Origin of the sequence: Bacillus sp. JJ1764 (assembly GCF_036962145.1) — a bacterium.
GTDB lineage: Bacteria > Bacillota > Bacilli > Bacillales > Cytobacillaceae > Neobacillus.
In genome coordinates this window covers 1-249 of the sequence record NZ_JBALNY010000210.1, presented here as the reverse complement: position 1 = coordinate 249, position 249 = coordinate 1, and the positions used below count along the sequence as shown (strand labels likewise).

Sequence of the window (249 nt, the reverse complement as noted above, 5' to 3'; positions counted from 1 at the left end):
TATCTGAAATGCTCACATTAGCATCCTTAAATTCAGATTTTAAAACTTTGAGGATTTTATCTTCTGTCATTTTTGATTCTTTCACTTGATTTGTAAGGGTCTTCTTTAATTCATCAAATGATTGTTTCTTCTTTTTATCCAGTACTTGAATAATATGGTAGCCATATGAAGTTTTAACGGGGGCACTAATTTGATTTTTCTCCAAAGCAAAGGCGGCTTTTTCAAAATCTGCGTCCATTACGCCTGTAC

The 249-nt window shown here is 32.9% G+C and carries 1 protein-coding gene (only partly in view); it reads right to left on the bottom strand.

What is annotated here, in order from left to right:
• On the bottom strand, positions 1-238 hold the 5' portion of the coding sequence (locus V7083_RS22160; RefSeq protein ID WP_438823763.1) for a peptidylprolyl isomerase. 14 nt of this gene lie to the left of the window's left edge; 238 of the gene's 252 nt are visible here — the first part of the coding sequence; it begins with the start codon at positions 236-238; its stop codon lies beyond the left edge, outside the window.
• Between the last annotated feature and the right edge of the window lie 11 nt (positions 239-249).